This is a genomic window from Massilia sp. GCM10023247, from assembly GCF_042653325.1.
GTDB lineage: Bacteria > Pseudomonadota > Gammaproteobacteria > Burkholderiales > Burkholderiaceae_D > Telluria.
In genome coordinates, this window is sequence record NZ_JBHSIB010000002.1 from 91,198 (window position 1) to 105,125 (window position 13,928).

The following is a 13,928-nucleotide window of genomic DNA, read 5'->3' on the forward strand; positions in this document are numbered from 1 at the left end:
GAACAGAAGGGGCCCGATGGGCCCCTTTTTTATTTTCCTCGTAACGCAAAGCCGTAGGGTGGACGGGTTACCCGTCCACGCGTTCAAACCACGTGTGACATACCCGCGCGGTTGAGTTTGCGCCGGTTGGACGCGTGGACGGCAAAGCCGTCCACCCTACGAAGCTTACGCCTTCTCGATCGCCATGCGCAGCCGGCGCCGCCACAGCAGCAGGCCGGCCGAATAGGCCAGGAAGTAGGCGCCGGTCAGCCCGACGCACAGCATGGTCAGCGGGCTGTCGGTGAAGCGCGGGGTGGGCAGGCCGCTGCCCTGGTTGGCGTAGATCTCGATGCCGATGTAGAGGATGCGGGCGATGAGGATCATCGCCACCAGGATGCCGAGCCGCATCGGCGGGGTGAAGAAATAGCCGGCCTCGGTATCCTCGTAGACCGTGCGGCGCAGGGCGAAGACGCCCCAGAACACGCCGAGCGCGGTGCCCGCCGCCAGCGCCCCCAGTTCGTAGGGACGCGCCAGGACTTCCGACAGCGAGACCAGGATCATCGCGGCGAACACCAGCACGCCCGTGTAGTGGCGCGACAGGATCGAGCGCTGGCGCGCCATCTGCGTCTTCAGGCGCGAATAGATGCGCCAGACGAGGATCGGTGTCAGGGCGAGCAGGGCGAGGGTGGTGATGTTCATGGGCGGTTCTGGTGCGTAGTTGAGCCGAAGCGGGCATTGTAATCGACCGCGGCATGCGGGCGTCGGCCCCGGAACAGGCATGCTAAGGTGTTAACTCACTTGATTCAGGAGAGCCAGACCATGATCCCAGCCATTCCCGTGCCGGTGCGTTTCCACCGGGCGCCGGACCCCGTCCCGATCGAGGAACCCCTGCCCGAGCCGTTCGATGCTCCGCACCCGCACCACACGCCGGTGCACACTCCGCAAAACGAGGATCCGGTGCCGGATCCGAATCCGAGCCTGCATTGAAGGGTCCGATTCGGGAGTAAATATACTCCTGAATCGGAGCGTCCCCCTTAGTCGAAGGCCCACGCATACAGCACGTCGAGCGCCGTATTCGTGCCGGTCTGGAACTGCAGGGTGATGCGCGGGGTCAGCTTGTAGCGCAGGCGCACCAGGCTCGAAGCCGTCGTCGCGCCTTGCTCGAAGCTGATGTAGGCACGCGAGGAAATGCGCTTGCCGATCGTGACGACCGTATTGGCCAGGCCCTCGGCCTCGCCGTTGCGGCCCTGGGCGATGCCGAATTCGTCGACGTTGAGCGCATTCGCCACCTTGCTCTGGATGCCGCCGGTGCCGCCTGCGCCGCCCAGCAGGGCGCCGGCCGCGGCGCTCAGCACGTCTTTCTCGTTGCCGCTCGTGCCTTCCATGCCGTGGCCGAGCACCAGCCACGACAATTTTTCGCTGTCCGGCACGTTCGGCGTCGAGACCAGCCGCGCCTGCGGCGCGCGCGCCGTGCCGCGCACCTGCACGCCGGCTTCGACGTTGGTTTCGCTGAGCTGCTGGCCTTCGGGCTGCTTGCGCACTGCCAGGACGTCGAGCGCAGGATTGTCGTACGGGCCGCTGAAGGTGATCACGCCGCGCTCGATGGTCAGCTTCTGGCCGTAGGCCGCATAGCGGCCGCTGGCGACGCGGATGGTGCCGTTCACGCGCGGCGGGTTGTTGCCGACCATCCGCACCCGGGCGCTGCCTTCGAGCATGGCGTCCAGGCCCAGGCCGCGCAGGTGGAAGTTGTCGCCCAGGTCGGCAACCAGGTTCACCACCAGCGGCACTTCGGCTTCCTTCTTGGGCGGCGGCGCCGGCTTGCCCCGTCCCAGCACGATGACGTCGTCCGAGATCGTGGGCCGCCCGGCGGGCGCGAACTCGATCAGCGCGCGGTCGGCCTTGAAGCGGCCGTCGACGGTGAAGCGGGTGGCGTCGCGCACCACGGCGGCGGTGCCGGAGACGACCACGGTGCGGTCGGGGCGCGACAGCGCTTCGAGCTTGTTCGCCACCAGGTTCAGCTGCATCTCCGGAATGCTGCCGCCGAAGCGCACGGAACCGTCGACGACGGCGTTGCCGGTGATGCCTTCCAGGTAGAGGCGTTGCAGCAGCAGGCGGTCGCCCGCCAGTTGCGCGCGCAACTGGCCGTTACGCAGGTTCACGCCCTGCTCGGGCCAGCGCACGGCCATGGCGTCGCCATTGATGCTGCCGTTGAGCGAGGGGGTGCCGATGGTGCCGCCGGCGGAGAGCGCCAGCTTGACGGCGCCGTCGAGCTCCAGGTCGCGCTGGCCGGCGAAGGGCGCGATCCAGGCGATCGAGGGCATGTCGGCGTTGGCCGTCATGCGCAGCGGGCTGTCGTTTTCGACGCGTCCGCCGATCATCTGCACGGTGCCGTCGACGCGCACGTTGCCGGTGCGCTGGCCGTCGATCGTCAGTTGCGTGCGCAGCGCGCTGCCTTGCACGTCGGCGCGCGCTTCGAAGCTGCGCAGGCCGAGCGCCACCGGCACGGCGCCGTCGATGATGGCGTCGCCGCCTTCGCGGAACAGGCGCACGTTGCCCGCCAGCGCAGGCGCGCCGCCCGTGCCGGCCGCGGTGCGCAGGTCGAGCGCCCAGTCGGCGCCCAGGGTCAGGTTGCCGGTGATGTTTTCGCGCAGCGCCGGCGAGAACTGCGCCAGGTAATTCAGCGGCACGCCGGCGGCCGCGCCGCTGCTGTTCCAGCGCGGGCCGTTTTTCGTGAGCGTGTCGATCCGCACGGTGCCGGCCGGCAGCCGGATCACGGCGCCATTGAAGGCGATCGATTGCGGTTTTGCCAGGCCGGCGACGCCGGCGCCGGGCGCCACGCCGATGCGCAGCGGGACCGGCTGCGCCAGCGTCATCGCGAAGCGGCCCTTGTTCTGCAACGTGGCCAGCGTGCCGGCCCAGGCGTTGCCGCTCCAGCCGCCGCGCACTTCGGCCAGGGCGTCGAAGTCGTCGCCGCGGGCGCTGGCGCGCAGCGTGTGCGCGGCTCGGGTGCCGTTGGTCTGCAGGCTGGCGGCGGCGATGCGGGTTTCGCCGCTGCTGTACTCGAGCACCTGGATGTCGCTGACCAAGGGGTCGGCGCCGCCGCGTCCCGAGCCGAGATTCGCGCTGGCGCGCAGCGAGCGGATGTTATGGGTGCCGAGCAGGCGCAGGTTTTGCCCCTCCAGGTTGGCGGCCAGCGAAGGCGTGTCCATGGTGCCGCTGACGCTGCCGGCGCCGCGCAGGGCGCCGCCGAAGTCGGGGCCGAGGGCGGCCAGCTGGGGCGCGTCGATGCGCCAGTCGAGGCGGTCTCCTGGCGCGCCGAAGCTGCCCTTGGCCGCCACCACGTTGGCGCCGATGTGCAGGTCGACGTCGGCGCCCGACACGTGGCGCGCGTCCGCCGCCAGGCGTGCATGGCCCCACAAGGGCGACTTCGACAGGGTCGACTCCTCGAGCTTCAGGTTCAGGGCGCCGCGCCAGTTCTCGCCCGAGCGGCCGCTGGCATCAAACACGCCGTTGATGCTGCCCGGGAGCGGGCTGCCGAAGGCGGCCGGGTTGAAGCGCGCCATGTTGCCGCTTGCCTTGGCCTCGACGAAGCGCGCGCCCTCCTTGCCGGCCAGCCAGGCTTCGCCGGCCACGTGCAGGTTGCTGTTGTTGGCCTTGCGCTGGGCCGCGACCCAGCCCAGGCCGTTGGCGTCGGCAACGAAGGTCGTGCGCGGGTTGGCCATGCTGCCGCTGACGACGCCGCTTGCCAGCACCGCGCCGTACAGGTCGCTGCGCAGGGTGGCCAGCTGGCGGCCGTCGACACGCCAGTTCAGGCGTTCGCCGGGCGCGCCGAAGCTGCCGTTCAGGCTGACCGTATTCTGGCCCAGCGCGACGCTCGCATCGACGCCCGTCACGTGCTTGGCGTCGGCGTTCAGCTTGCCCTTGCCGGACAGGGGCTGGTCGAACAGGCGGCTCGGGCGCAGCGCGAAATCGGTCGTCACTTTCCAGGCCGGGGCCAGCACGCCGGCGGCGTTCACCACGGCGTTGATGTTCGCTTGCGGGTAGTCGCCCAGGTCGGCCGGGTTGAAGCCGCTGGCGTTGGCCGTGACCTTAAAGGCTTTGTCGTCGAGCAAATTGGCGCGGCCGGTGAGGGCGATGCTGCCCTTGCCGGCGGAGAGGCGCGCTTCCGGCACGTCGACGACGTTGTTCTGGAGTTTGGCGCGCGCGGCCAGGCGCAGGCCGCGTTCGGACAGGTTGATGTCGAGCGTCTGGACGTCGTCCACGTTGGCCACCGCGATGTCGCCCGCGATTTTTGTCGGCTTCATGCTGCCGTGGATGCCGCGCAGGTCGAAGCGGTCGGTGTGCAGCGCGAACTTCGCGGTGCCCAGGCCCTCTTCGTCCTCGCCGCGCTGGACGCTGCCGCTGCCGGTAAAACGCCCGGCCGTGCCGAAGTCGAGCAGCACGTCTTCGATGCGCATGGTTGCCAGGTCGCCGCCGAGCCGGCCGCGGAAGGCGCGCAGCGGCAGGCGTTGCTGGTCGATGCTGCCGGCCGGGCCGTCGTTGACCAGGTTGACGCTGCCGGAGATGGCGCGCTTGTCGTCGAGTTTTGCTGCGATCGAGAGCGTCAGGTCGGCGGTCGGCAGCGCCGGGTTGAAGAAGCCCGGGTCGATGTTGCGCGCGTTCAGGGTCATGGTGCGCAGCGGGATCTCGGCAAACGGCGCAATCCCCATCTTCGCCTCGCCGGCCGCGCGGCCGGCCTGGCCGGTGACGTCGAGCGTGGTGAGGTTCAGGTCGCCGCCGGCGTGCACTTTCAATTGTGCAGGCGTCGCGCCCGGCCCGACCTCGGCCTGCGACAGGCTGGCGTTGGCGTCGAGCTTGAACGGGCGGGAGGCGCCGATGCTGCCGTTGGCCGCCACCTGGCCCCAGGGCGTGCTGGCGGCGGCGTCGCGCAGCTGCCACTGCACCTTGTCGCCGTACAGGCGCGCGCGGATATTCGTGATCTCGGTGCTGGCGCCCTTGTTGACGAAGGTGGCTTTCGCCAGCCTGGCGTCGTCGAGCGTGATCTTGAAGGGCGCGGCGAGCGACGTGGGCATCTTCGCGGGCTCGTCGGTCTGCTTCAGGGTCTCCATGCGCAGGTCGGCCGCATGCAGCTTGTTGATTTCGATGCCTTTCGAGAGCAGCTGGCGCGGCGACCAGGTCAGGTCGATGTTGGTGGCGATCGCCAGCTGCTCGTCGGTGCGCCAGACGATGCGGTCGATGTGCATCGTGCCGTAGAGCGAACCGCGCACGCCGCTCATGGTCAGCTTGCCACCGGTGGAGCGGGCGACCCGCTCGGCGATCATCTGCAGCGTCGTTTCGCGCCCGAGGTACCAGATGGCGCCGCCGACGACGACGCCGGTTGCGACCAGGCCGATGGCGACGCGGCGCGGCCAGCGCCGCTGTTTCGGCGCCGCCTTCGGCTCCTCGGCTGGTGGGGTTGGGTTGTGGTCGTCCATCAGAACGTGAATCCAAGTGAGAAGTGCAGGCGCGCCTTTTTCACGGCCTCGCCATAGGCGACATCGACGTTGATCGGGCCGACCGGACTGCGCCAGCGCGCGCCGATGCCGACCCCGACTTCGGGCTTGAGGTCCTTGAACTTGTCGGCGGCGTTGCCGGCGTCGACGAAGAAGGCCACGCCCCATGGCGGACGGAACCAGTACTGGTATTCGGCGCCGGCGGTGAGCAGGTAGCGGCCGCCGACGATGGCCTCGCCTTCGCGCACGCCGAGTTCCTGGTAGCCGTAGCCGCGCACCGACTGGTCGCCGCCGGCGCGGAACAGCAGGGTGCTCGGCACGCCGAGTTTTTCTTTCGAGACGACGGCGCCGGCTTCGCCGCGCAGCACCACGGTGCCGCTCGTGCCCACCGGACGGTAATACACGCCGCGGGTGTAGCCGCGCACGAATTTCTCGTCGGTGAAGATCGGCAGCGGCGCCACGCTGACCTGCCAGTTGAGGGCGTAGCCGCGGGTGGGCAGGATCAGGTTGTCGAGCTTGCGGCGGGTGACGTTATAGGTCAGCGGAAGGCTCTTGCTGCGCGTCGTTGGGAGTCCCTCGACTTCGCGCTGTTCGAGCAGCGCCTCGACGGTGAGACTGCGTTCGAGCTCCGGCGTGCCCCAGGCGCGGCGTCCGGCGACCGTCGCCACGGTCAGCAGTTCGCCCTGCACGTCGGTGCGCTCGATGCCGCCGCCGACGCTGTCGTTGTAGCCGTCGGGCGTGGTCGGCCAATAAAAGTCGACACGCGCCACCTGGCGCTTCTGTTCGTAGATCAGGTCGCTCTTCATGCGCTTGCCGAACACGTTCAGGTCGTCGTAGCCGATCTGGGCGCGGGCGCCGGTATTGCTCGAGATACCGAGGCCGATTTCGACGTTCTTCTGCTTGTTTTCGGTGACGCGCACCAGCACCGGCAGCACGGTCGGGCCGGTCGCGGCCGGGGGCTTGACGCCGGTCGTGGCCTGGCCGGGCACCGCGGGCGCGCCAGGGGCGGCCTGCGCAGTGTCGGGCGAGGCGCCGTCGAGCTCGCCGTCCTCTTTCAGATCCTTGATCTCGGCGTTGAGCACGGCGCGCATGTCGGCGCTGACCTCGACGGTGGAAAAGTATCCGGTTTCCTGCAGCCGCGACTGCAGGGCCTGCAGGGCCACCTCGCTGTACATGTCGCCCGGCTTGATTTTGTTCAGGTTGGTGATGATGCTTTCCGGATAGCGCTTCAAGCCGCGGATGCGCAGCTCGCCGAAGCGCATTTCCGGGCCGCTGTCGATGACCACGCGCAGCGAGGCCGTGTGGGCGTCGGGGTCGACGGTGGCGCTGGTTTCGACCAGTTGCGCGCGCGGAAAGCGCGAACGCGTCACTTCGCGCAGCAGGTCGCGCTTGGCCGCTTCCCAGTCGGCCATGCGAAAGCGTGCGCCCACCGGCAACGACCAGCGGTTGCGCAGCGCGTTCGGATCGTAGGGCGCGCCGCCGCCTTCGAAGACCACGAAGCCTTGCAGCACCAGGTCGAGGTCGCTCACCAGGGTCGGCTGGCCCGGATCGACGGTGACGCGGGCCACCGGCGTGGCGCCGCTCGTGTCCAGGCCGGCGCTGATTTTCGGCGAATAATAGCCTTCGGTGGCGACCAGGGTTTTCGCTTCTTCCGGCGTTTGCTTGATGAGACGCTGCAACTGGTTGATGTCGACCCGCGGATTGCCGCGCCAGCGCAGCAGTTCGAGGTTCTCCTCGAGGAGGTCGTCGAGGCGTCCGGGCGCGTCGATGCGCACGTTGTAGTTAACGGTTTGCCCGCTCGGCGGCAGCTTGCCCGGCACTTGCCCACTCGGCGGCTGCGCGCCTGGCGCAGGCTCGCCGGCCGACTGCGCCATCGCCGTCGGCGCGCCCAGTACCGCATACACGGACAGCATGATTTGTGCCAAAATCCGTGATTGCCTTGCCGCCCCCGCGGTCTGGTGGGATGTTGCGAGAACCATGTCTCTCCGTCTCAGTGTCAATGCTGAGCGCATCTTAACGGAATTGCAAAAGGGATGGCGAACGATTAACTTTGAAAAAACAACACATGCACGCTCCCGATACCGCCCTCGTCCTCTTCAGTGGCGGACAAGATTCGACCACCTGCCTGGCCTGGGCCCTGGAGCGCTACGAGCGTGTCGAAACGATCGGTTTCGACTATGGCCAGCGCCACGCGATCGAGCTCGACGTGCGGCCGACCGTGCTCGCCAGCCTGCGCGCGCTGTCGCCCACCTGGGACGCGCGCCTGGGCGAAGACCACATGGTCGACCTGTCGCTGATCTCGCGGATTTCGGACACGGCCATGACGAGCGACGTCGCCATCGAAATGCAGGCCAACGGCTTGCCGAACACCTTCGTGCCGGGACGCAATTTATTGTTCATGACGGTGGCCGCCACCGTCGCCTACCGGCGCGGCCTGACGGTGCTGGTGGGCGGGATGTGCGAGACCGATTTCTCGGGCTATCCCGACTGCCGCGACGACACGATGAAGGCGCTGCAGGTGGCGCTTAACCTGGGGATGGCAACGCGCCTGAAGGTCGAGACGCCGCTGATGTGGATCGACAAGAAGCAGACCTGGGAGCTGGCCGAGCAGGCCGGCGGCCAGGCGCTGGTCGACCTCGTGCGTTTCGAGACCCACACCTGCTACCTGGGCGAGCGCGGCGCGCGCCACGACTGGGGCTATGGCTGCGGCACCTGCCCGGCCTGCGCGCTGCGGGCGCGCGGTTATATGCAATACGTGGAACAAAAAGCCGCCCCGTAGGGCGGGCCCTGTTATACCGCCTGGCCGTGCACCACGCGGTTGCGGCGCGCGCGGCTGACCAGGTACCAGACCAGCGCCAGCGGCAGCAGCAGCGGCAGCAGGAAGGGCACGATGGCGGCCGCCACGGCAATCGAGGCGCAGGCCAGCGCGCCGATCACGACGATGCCGACGCCGGCAAACACCACCGCCAGCACGGCGCCCACCACGATCGTCACCAGGAGGCCGATCAGCATGCCGCCGCTGCCCAGCAGGATGCCCAGCATGGCGCCGAACGGGCCGTCGAACTCTTCGCCGTCGATGTGGAAGCTGAAGTCGCCGAAGGTGAACAGCAGGTCCCACAGCAGCAGGGCGCAGAGGATCAGGATGAGGTAGGGCGCGATCTTTTTCATGGCAGGTCCTTGAAGGTCGGGTTGATGGCCAGACTGTAGACCGGGGCGCGGTAGCGCCGCCAGCCGCATGCGACAGGTGGCGTTTTCGGCGGGCCGGAGCGCAGCCGGGGCCGACGAATGCGGCTGTGTTTTCGACCTTGTAATGTGCAGGTCGCCGCCTATACTGACAGCCTGCTCTGTTATAGGAGGGTATCCATGCATGTCGTCAGCTCAACGATGAAAATGCAGCGGGCCGGCGGCGGCCCCAAGGGTCCGCCATCGGCACCGCCGACCATTCCGCCGATTATCATCAACCCGTTCAATCGCGAAGCGCCGCGGCAACCGAACATCGACCCGCGGCGCACGCCCTTGCCGCCGCCGGTGCGTCCGCCGGGCGCGCCCGCCATGCGCATGTGACCCCGGGCGAATTGCGTTTTGTTATTCGTCTGCTATCGCGCCGCATGCGCCATCTCTACTATCATCTCGTCTTTGGGCGCCATGCCCGGCAGATAAAGAAGTGAGCGATGAACGAAGAAACAGGGGACCTGGACGCGGGTAAGGACACTGAAGACACCGAGGACACCCCGGTTCAGGAAGCGCGCCTGTGGCAAGGCAACGGCTGGACCGCACGCGTGATCAAGAACGAAGACGACGAAGGCTGGGCCGTCGCCATGTACAAGGATGGCCAGCCGGAACCGGCGCTGGTCGGCCCGTGGACCATGGGCCGCGACAAGAAGAACCCGAAGCCGCTCGACGTCAACGCGTTCAATACGCTGATCAAGACGGCCTCGGAAGTCATCCGCCGCCATGAGCAGCACCTGCACGCAATGCTGCACAAGAGCACCGTGGTCTCGACCGAAGAAGGCGAGCTGAAGGTGACGCTCGACATCGTCCCGGACGACGACGACCCTTACGCGCTCCTGACCGCGATCGACCAGATGGGCGAGCAGGTGGCCCAGGTGCGCGTGGCGCCGACCTTCAAGTTGACCCCGGCCTCGGCCTACGCCTGGATCGAGAACGGCTTCCGCGCTCCGCGCTGAGCCGCTGCATCACGTTTCATTACGTCGCGGCGCGGCACGGGCGCCACATTCCGTGCATGGCGCGTGCCTTCTGGCATGCTGCCTGTTAATATTTCCCTTCGGCATTAAATCAGCCTTTATATGAGGGGAAGCCATGGAACGTCTCGACCGGCTGGAAGCGGTCCAGTCGATGCTGCTCGAAATCGGGCGGACGTCGACCAGCTGCAGCGACATCACCGAATTCATCCGCGCCGTGCACGGCGCGCTCGGCAGCATCATGTATGCGGCCAATTTCTACGTGGCGCTGTCGGACCGCGACGAAGGCACGGTGCGCTTCGTGTATTTTGTCGACGAGTCCGATGAAGGGCCGACCCTGAACCAGCCGGTGCGGCTCGCGTCTCCGGACGAGTCGCCGACGGCCTGGGTCATCCTCAACGGCCAGTCGCTGATCGTCACCGCCGACGACTTCAAGGCGCGCGAGGCGCAAGGCTCGAACTTCGGCGCCGGCAGCGCGGCCGAGCACTGGATGGGCTGCCCGCTGCTCGACCAGCAGCACCTGCCGCTGGGCGTGATCGTGATCCAGAGCTATACCCCGGAACATACCTACAGCGACGAGGACCAGGCCCTGTTCGCGGTGATCGCGAACCACGTCTCGGTGGCGCTGCAAAGCCTGCAGAGCATGGACCGCCTCGAGCGCGCCGTGCACGAGCGCACCTTGCTCCTGGAAGAGCAGAACACGGCCCTGAACAGCGCGCTGACCCAGCTGCAGCAGGCCCAGGGCGAACTGGTGCGCCAGGAAAAGCTGGCCTCGCTCGGCCGCCTGGTGGCCGGCGTCGCGCACGAGATCAATACGCCGCTCGGCATTTGCGTCACCGCCACCAGCCACCTGGTCGAAGAATTGCGCCTGACCCGCGCCGAGCTGGCCGCCGGAGAGATGACCCAGGACAGCCTCGATACCTTCCTCGACGTCGTCGACCAGTCGCTGCGCATCATGACCACCAACACCCAGCGCGCCGCCGCCCTGGTACGCAGCTTCAAGCAGGTGGCAGTCGACCAGTCCTCGGGCGACATCCGCCGCTTCAACCTGTGCAGTTACCTGAACGAGGTGCTGCTCTCGCTGCAGCCGAAACTCAAGGGCCGCCCCGTGAAGGTCGAGGTCGATTGCGCCGTCGACGTGCAGATGGAGAGCTATCCGGGCGCGCTGTCGCAGATCGTCACCAACATGGTCATGAATTCGCTGGTGCACGGTTTCGAGCACGAGCAGGCGGGAAACATCACGATCCGCGCCCAGGTGGCCGACGAGACGGTATCGCTGACCTACGCGGACGACGGCGCCGGCATGGACCAGGACACCCTGGATAAGCTGTTCGATCCCTTCTTCACGACCAAGCGCGGCAATGGCGGCAGCGGGCTGGGTGCGCACATCCTGTACAACCTGGTGACGGGTGCGCTGGGCGGCACGGTGAGGGTGAGCAGTGCGCCAGGCGAGGGCTTGCGCTATGACCTGACCTTCCCGCGCAGCTGCCGGGCAGAAAAGCTGGCGGCGTAGGGTGGGCGGCTACACCCGGGCTGGGGATCTGTCTGCGGCCTAACCGCCGCCCACGCGTTCAAACTCCGCCAGCAAAGACGCGAGGTTTCTCAGTCTGGTTGAACGCGTGGGCGGCGTCAAAGCCGCGTCGAGGCGCACGACCGGGTGGAGCCGCCCACCCTACGTCCCAGAGGAATGCAGCGCGGCCGGGCCGCGCTCTGTTCGCAGGCGATACTCAATCCGGCCACTGCCGGTTGATCTCGAGCGCCTTGTCCATGTGCTGGATCAGCAGGTTGACGTAATGCGGGTCGAGGTGGTGGCCGGCGATCTCGCGCAGGTAGTCCGTGACCTGGTCGACCGGCCAGGCCTTCTTGTAGACGCGCTCGTGGCTCAGGGCGTCGAACACGTCGGCCACCGCGACGATGCGCGCGTAGGGGTGGATCGCTTCTCCCTTCAGGCCCTGCGGGTAGCCGCTGCCGTCGTACTTTTCGTGGTGCTGGTGGGCGATGACGGCGGCCGCCTTCAGGATCGGCCGGTTCGAGCCTTCCAGGATTTGCAGGCCTACCGTCGGGTGCTGCTTCATGACTTCCCATTCCTCGGGCGTCAGGCGGCCAGGTTTGAGCAGGACGGCGTCGGGAGTGGCGATCTTGCCGATGTCGTGCATCGGCGCGGCGTGCACCAGGGTCGCCGTTTCGTCTTCCGGCATGCCCGAGGCCTCGGCCAGCAAATGGCAGACTTGCGCCATGCGGCGCACGTGGTTGCCCGCTTCGTTCGAGCGCGATTCGACCACGTCGCCGAGGCGGAAGATCAGTTCGGCCTGGGTGTCGGTGATTTCCTGGTTCAGCAGGATGTTGTCGAAGGCGATCGCCACGCCCGAGCAGAATACTTCCAGCAACTGGGCGTCGACGTCGGAGATTTCCTCGACACCTTGCAGCACCAGCAGCGACGCCTTGCCGCTGCTGTTGGGGAAATAGCCGACATAGGTATCGCCGTACAGCTTCGAGATCCGGTTGTGGCGCGCCTCGTCCAGTTGGGCGACCAGGTCCGCATCGATGCCCTGGCTGCCGAAATCGCCGACCTTGGCCAGCACCTCGTACTGGCTCTCGCCGGTGATCAGGCTCGCGCCCTTCAGGCGCAGCAGCATGCTTTCTTCGAGGCGCAGCAGGGCGACCACCTGTTGCAGCAGGCCGCTGGCGAAATCCTTCAGGTTGCGCTGCTTGAACAGGTGCGAAGACGCCGCCAGCACGCGCTCGAGTCCTTCCCGGTAGTTCTGCTGCACCCGGCGCGCTTCCTCGACCTTCATGATGTCGCGGTAGGCGCGCAGCGCGGCAAAGGTCGTGGTGAACAGCTTGGTGCGGTCCAGTTCGGTCTTTTCCTTGTAATCGTTGATGTCGTAGTCGACGATCACACGCTCTTCCGGCGCCTGGCCCGGCTGGCCGGTGCGCAGCACGATGCGGGTCAGGGCGTTGCCCAGTTCCTGGCGCATCCAGCGCGCCACTTCCAGCCCGCTGTCTTCGCGTTCCATCACCACGTCGAGGAAGACCAGCGCGATATCGCTCTCGCGCGCCAGCACTTCCTTGGCTTCGGCGCCGCTGTAGGCGTGGACGAAGGACAGCGCGCGGCCGTCGAGGCGGAAGCGGTTCAGCGTCAGCTTCGTGATGTTGTGGATGTCGGGCTCGTCGTCGACAAGGAGGACTTTCCAGGGGGCGAGCTTGGGCGCGGCTGGGGACAGGAAGGACATGGCGTTTCCGTTTACCGTTAGAGTCGATACGAGCGAAACAATGGAATAAGAATTTTCCTACGATTCCTGTAGGAAATTCATTGTAGTACGGCTTTTAGAAATTAACAAAGGGCAATAGATGCGTAACTTTTGCAACTACTGGCCAAGTGTTGGATGAATGAGTCACTCGTAACGTTTTTGACAGCGTTCGCAAAAGAAGCTGCGCCGGTTGGAGCGGCCGAGATGGGCTTTCTTGAAGGGGATGTTGCAGCGCGGGCAGGTGGTCTTGGCGTGGGCGAGCCAGTGCTGCTTCAATACATACTGTTTTTTCCATTCGAGGAAATCGAAGCTGTATTGACGGGCTTCGGCGACGAGGGCGCACAGCTTGCGTGCCGGGAGTGCCCCGACCGTCGAGGACGGGTGCACGCGGATGCGGAACAACACTTCGTTCTTGATGATGTTGCCAACACCTGAGAAGATCTCCTGGTCGAGCAGGGCGTCGCAGGCCAGCATGTCCGGCTGGGCGCGCAGTTTCTTGCGCGCGCGCGCCGGGTTCCAGGCCTCGCTCATGACGTCCGCGCTCCAGTCGTACTGGGCGTCGAGATCGCGCCCGATCTCGCGCACCGAGCACGCATAAAAATTGATTTCGCCGCCGTCGGCCAGACGCAGGAACAGGCGGGGCGGCTTGTCGCGCCGTTCGTTGACCCGGTAGGTGCCGAACAGCAGGAAATGGATGCGCAGCGCCATGTCGGGTAGTTCGATGAGGAAATGCTTGCCCCAGGTGCGCAGCGACAGGATGGTCTGCCCGACCAGGCGCCCGGTGTCGATCGCGGTCGTGTTGCCGCCGGCCTCGACAATTTCCTGGCCCACGTAGCGGGCCGTTTCTTCCTTGAGGATAAAAAGCGATGGACCTTCTGGCACGAGACACCTCCTTGCAGCGATTCTGTCCGGTCCGCCAGAACCCGGCTGTGCGAGGACTAACAAACCGATACAGCATTTACTTGGCGGAGACAGCGGCGGGCGGTAAACGCGCGTATATTGGC

At 66.8% G+C, this 13,928-nt stretch carries 11 protein-coding genes; 5 read left to right on the top strand and 6 right to left on the bottom strand.

The window, feature by feature from the left end; translation table 11 throughout:
* Positions 1–165 precede the first annotated feature (165 nt).
* Positions 166–678: a hypothetical protein gene (locus ACFPAH_RS00390; RefSeq protein ID WP_379738941.1), complete on the bottom strand. Its 513-nt coding sequence runs from the start codon at positions 676–678 to the stop codon at positions 166–168.
* Between the two features lie 120 nt (positions 679–798).
* Between ACFPAH_RS00390 and ACFPAH_RS00395 the strand changes: the two genes are divergently transcribed.
* Positions 799–966: a hypothetical protein gene (locus tag ACFPAH_RS00395; protein WP_379738944.1), complete on the top strand. Its 168-nt coding sequence runs from the start codon at positions 799–801 to the stop codon at positions 964–966.
* Positions 967–1,013: 47 nt separating this feature from the next.
* Here the strand turns inward: ACFPAH_RS00395 and ACFPAH_RS00400 are convergent, their stop codons facing one another.
* Positions 1,014–5,453 (bottom strand): translocation/assembly module TamB domain-containing protein, encoded by a 4,440-nt coding sequence (locus ACFPAH_RS00400; RefSeq protein WP_379738947.1) that lies wholly within the window; start codon positions 5,451–5,453, stop codon positions 1,014–1,016.
* A complete protein-coding gene (locus ACFPAH_RS00405) occupies positions 5,453–7,384 on the bottom strand; it encodes an autotransporter assembly complex protein TamA (RefSeq protein WP_379738950.1) in 1,932 nt (643 codons plus the stop codon). Before ACFPAH_RS00405 ends, ACFPAH_RS00400 begins: the two co-directional genes overlap by 1 nt.
* Positions 7,385–7,536: 152 nt before the next feature.
* Here ACFPAH_RS00405 and queC point away from each other — a divergent pair, with 152 nt between their 5' ends.
* Positions 7,537–8,250 carry a 7-cyano-7-deazaguanine synthase QueC gene (queC, locus tag ACFPAH_RS00410; RefSeq protein WP_379738954.1) on the top strand — a complete coding sequence of 238 codons (714 nt, stop codon included), beginning with the start codon at positions 7,537–7,539 and terminating at the stop codon, positions 8,248–8,250.
* An 11-nt stretch (positions 8,251–8,261) separates the two neighbouring features.
* Here the strand turns inward: queC and ACFPAH_RS00415 are convergent, their stop codons facing one another.
* Positions 8,262–8,639: a hypothetical protein gene (locus tag ACFPAH_RS00415; protein ID WP_379738958.1), complete on the bottom strand. Its 378-nt coding sequence runs from the start codon at positions 8,637–8,639 to the stop codon at positions 8,262–8,264.
* A gap of 195 nt (positions 8,640–8,834) precedes the next feature.
* Here ACFPAH_RS00415 and ACFPAH_RS00420 point away from each other — a divergent pair, with 195 nt between their 5' ends.
* From ACFPAH_RS00420 to ACFPAH_RS00430, 3 genes are all read left to right on the top strand, one after another.
* Entirely contained in the window at positions 8,835–9,035 is a 201-nt protein-coding gene (locus ACFPAH_RS00420) for a hypothetical protein (RefSeq protein WP_379738961.1), read from the top strand.
* A gap of 107 nt (positions 9,036–9,142) precedes the next feature.
* Positions 9,143–9,658: a hypothetical protein gene (locus ACFPAH_RS00425; protein WP_379738964.1), complete on the top strand. Its 516-nt coding sequence runs from the start codon at positions 9,143–9,145 to the stop codon at positions 9,656–9,658.
* Positions 9,659–9,791: 133 nt separating this feature from the next.
* The gene (locus ACFPAH_RS00430) at positions 9,792–11,186 is read left to right on the top strand and encodes a GAF domain-containing sensor histidine kinase (protein ID WP_379738967.1); all 1,395 of its coding nucleotides are present in this window, start codon (positions 9,792–9,794) and stop codon (positions 11,184–11,186) included.
* Between the two features lie 214 nt (positions 11,187–11,400).
* Here ACFPAH_RS00430 and ACFPAH_RS00435 read toward each other — a convergent pair whose 3' ends face one another.
* Together ACFPAH_RS00435 and ACFPAH_RS00440 are read right to left on the bottom strand one after the other, a co-directional pair.
* Positions 11,401–12,906 (bottom strand): HD domain-containing phosphohydrolase, encoded by a 1,506-nt coding sequence (locus tag ACFPAH_RS00435; RefSeq protein WP_379738970.1) that lies wholly within the window; start codon positions 12,904–12,906, stop codon positions 11,401–11,403.
* A gap of 162 nt (positions 12,907–13,068) precedes the next feature.
* Positions 13,069–13,806, bottom strand: a complete 738-nt coding sequence (locus tag ACFPAH_RS00440; protein ID WP_379738973.1) for a DNA-formamidopyrimidine glycosylase family protein — start codon at positions 13,804–13,806, stop codon at positions 13,069–13,071.
* Between the last annotated feature and the right edge of the window lie 122 nt (positions 13,807–13,928).